The following is a 1,436-nucleotide window of genomic DNA, read 5'->3' on the forward strand; positions in this document are numbered from 1 at the left end:
ATAGAAGATACTGGCATTGGGTTTTTAGAAGTTCATGTGAATAAACTAAAATAAGAAAAGCTCTCCCCAACACGGCACATAAGTTATACTTCGGCTGAGCCTCGTCTATCTTATGTACTAAACGTTGGCAGCAATTGTAATTAAAGAAAATGGAATTAGAAGACTTGCTTTCAAATTATGTGCTGGGTGATGGGCAAATCATTTCCATTGAAGCAAGTCTGAATTATCAAGAAAAGAATAAGTCAACTGTCATAGTTGAGTTGATTATAAGAAAGTCAGCAGGAAAGAAGAAGTTTGATAAATGTAGAGTTAAACTGCAGTTTAAGCAGGTGGTAGAAGTAGGTATAAATGAAGATATGGATAGTGACTATTACTCTGACATAGTTCTTGTAAAACAAGAAAATGGCACTTACTACTTGTTTTTAGACCCTTATGGTAATTCTGGTGAGCCACATGAAGGCGATAACTTGGTCACCATTGCCAACGCATTTGCTTTTGAAGAGATAGAATAACTCCAGCCAACAAGGTTTATACCTAATGCCTCGGCTGACAGCCTCGCACAAGGTATATACAAGACGTTGTATGCAACTCTAATCAATGAAAAGAATACCTGTAGTTTTGATTCTTATTGCAATAATGTGTGGTTGCAAGAAAACATCTGAGGGATACTTTAACATTTCTAACGGCAGTATGCATAATACTGAAGTTAAATTAACTGTTCTTGTAGATTCAGATACCATATTCAACCAAATTGCAAACTATACGGACATTGCTCCTGATTTGCAGTACATTGAGAATGTGAGCCTGAGCAACGGAACTCATGTAGTGAAGGTTATTGCAGCGGCAGAAAATGAAGAATATTTTACAAAAACTGACACTATAAATTTTGACGGTGATAAGTGGGTTTTTATATCCTATCAATATGAAGCGCCACCAGATTCAGCAGAAAGGGAAGCTTTCAGAAGAGCAAACAAAGATATGCTTCTGGTTGACTCAACATTTATGAATGATATAAGAAAAGGCAGAAAAGCTGAATTGATTATTCATACTATGCATCAAGAGCCTGTACACCATTAAAAAAATAGCAACATACAACACGGCACAGGCTCCAACCTCGGCTGATGCCTCGTTCGCAGCCTGTACCAAACGTTGGCAAACATATAAAGCATGAAAGGATAAACCAGTTATCTTGAAAATCACACAAGCATATAGTATCAAACCTTGTTTTCACACTCCTTCACCCTAAGCTATGCAACTAACGATTGTTTACCTATTGAGCTTGCTGAGTATCTTGCAAACACCAGCAGCGGACAGTTTGGTCATCTTCAATCCTAATCGCAATTACTCCTACCAAGCTTTCTTCGTAAGCCCCTCTGGCGATACTTTAACCAGAGAGCAGATAACACTCCAACCTAACGGGCAGCCGTGGAAGTACG

Annotated in this window: 3 protein-coding genes; all 3 read left to right on the forward strand. The window is 38.3% G+C overall.

Annotated features, from left to right (window positions below; genetic code table 11):
* The first annotated feature begins 149 nt into the window (after positions 1–149).
* Positions 150–512, forward strand: a complete 363-nt coding sequence (locus ACFSRY_RS18635) for a hypothetical protein (RefSeq protein ID WP_377511620.1) — start codon at positions 150–152, stop codon at positions 510–512.
* Positions 513–597: 85 nt separating this feature from the next.
* On the forward strand, positions 598–1,077 hold the full coding sequence (locus ACFSRY_RS18640; protein ID WP_377511623.1) for a hypothetical protein: 480 nt from the start codon (positions 598–600) through the stop codon (positions 1,075–1,077).
* Positions 1,078–1,249: 172 nt separating this feature from the next.
* The coding region (locus tag ACFSRY_RS18645) for a hypothetical protein (RefSeq protein ID WP_377511626.1) at positions 1,250–1,436 on the forward strand (187 nt) is incomplete at its 3' end.

It is taken from the genome of Pontibacter locisalis (assembly GCF_042684605.1).
In the GTDB taxonomy this organism is placed as follows: domain Bacteria; phylum Bacteroidota; class Bacteroidia; order Cytophagales; family Hymenobacteraceae; genus Pontibacter; species Pontibacter locisalis.

Bases quoted from the DNA above. Each gene is read 5' to 3' on its own strand.
- ACFSRY_RS18635 (WP_377511620.1), top strand. From the start codon at position 150: ATGGAATTAGAAGACTTGCTTTCAAATTATGTGCTGGGTGATGGGCAA.
- ACFSRY_RS18640 (WP_377511623.1), top strand. From the start codon at position 598: ATGAAAAGAATACCTGTAGTTTTGATTCTTATTGCAATAATGTGTGGT.